This window comes from Devosia alba (genome assembly GCF_039938915.1).
GTDB classification, from domain to species: domain Bacteria; phylum Pseudomonadota; class Alphaproteobacteria; order Rhizobiales; family Devosiaceae; genus Devosia; species Devosia alba.
In genome coordinates, this window is record NZ_JBDUUI010000121.1 from 1 (window position 1) to 252 (window position 252).

The 252-nt window shown below is 30.6% G+C and carries 1 protein-coding gene; it reads left to right on the forward strand.

The window, feature by feature from the left end; all coding sequences use genetic code 11:
• Positions 1–55: 55 nt before the first annotated feature.
• Positions 56–252: hypothetical protein (locus ABFY71_RS19010; RefSeq protein WP_347947439.1), on the forward strand; the 197-nt coding region annotated here is incomplete at its 3' end.

The following is a 252-nucleotide window of genomic DNA, read 5'->3' on the forward strand; positions in this document are numbered from 1 at the left end:
TTAACTAATTAGTGGTATGCCTTTGGGTGTACCACTTTTTTTTGATATGAGATATTTGTTTTTTTTCTTCTTCCTAGCTCAAAGTGTTTTTTTAACTGCACAAAGTCATTTGACCTTTATGGGGATTGAAATATCTGGTCATGAAGATGAGTTTAAGAAACATCTAGAACAAAAGGGTTTCGAGTACTTAAGCTCTTATGAACATTCTCATGCATTTTTCGGTAAATTTGCTAATGAATATGTAAATTTATT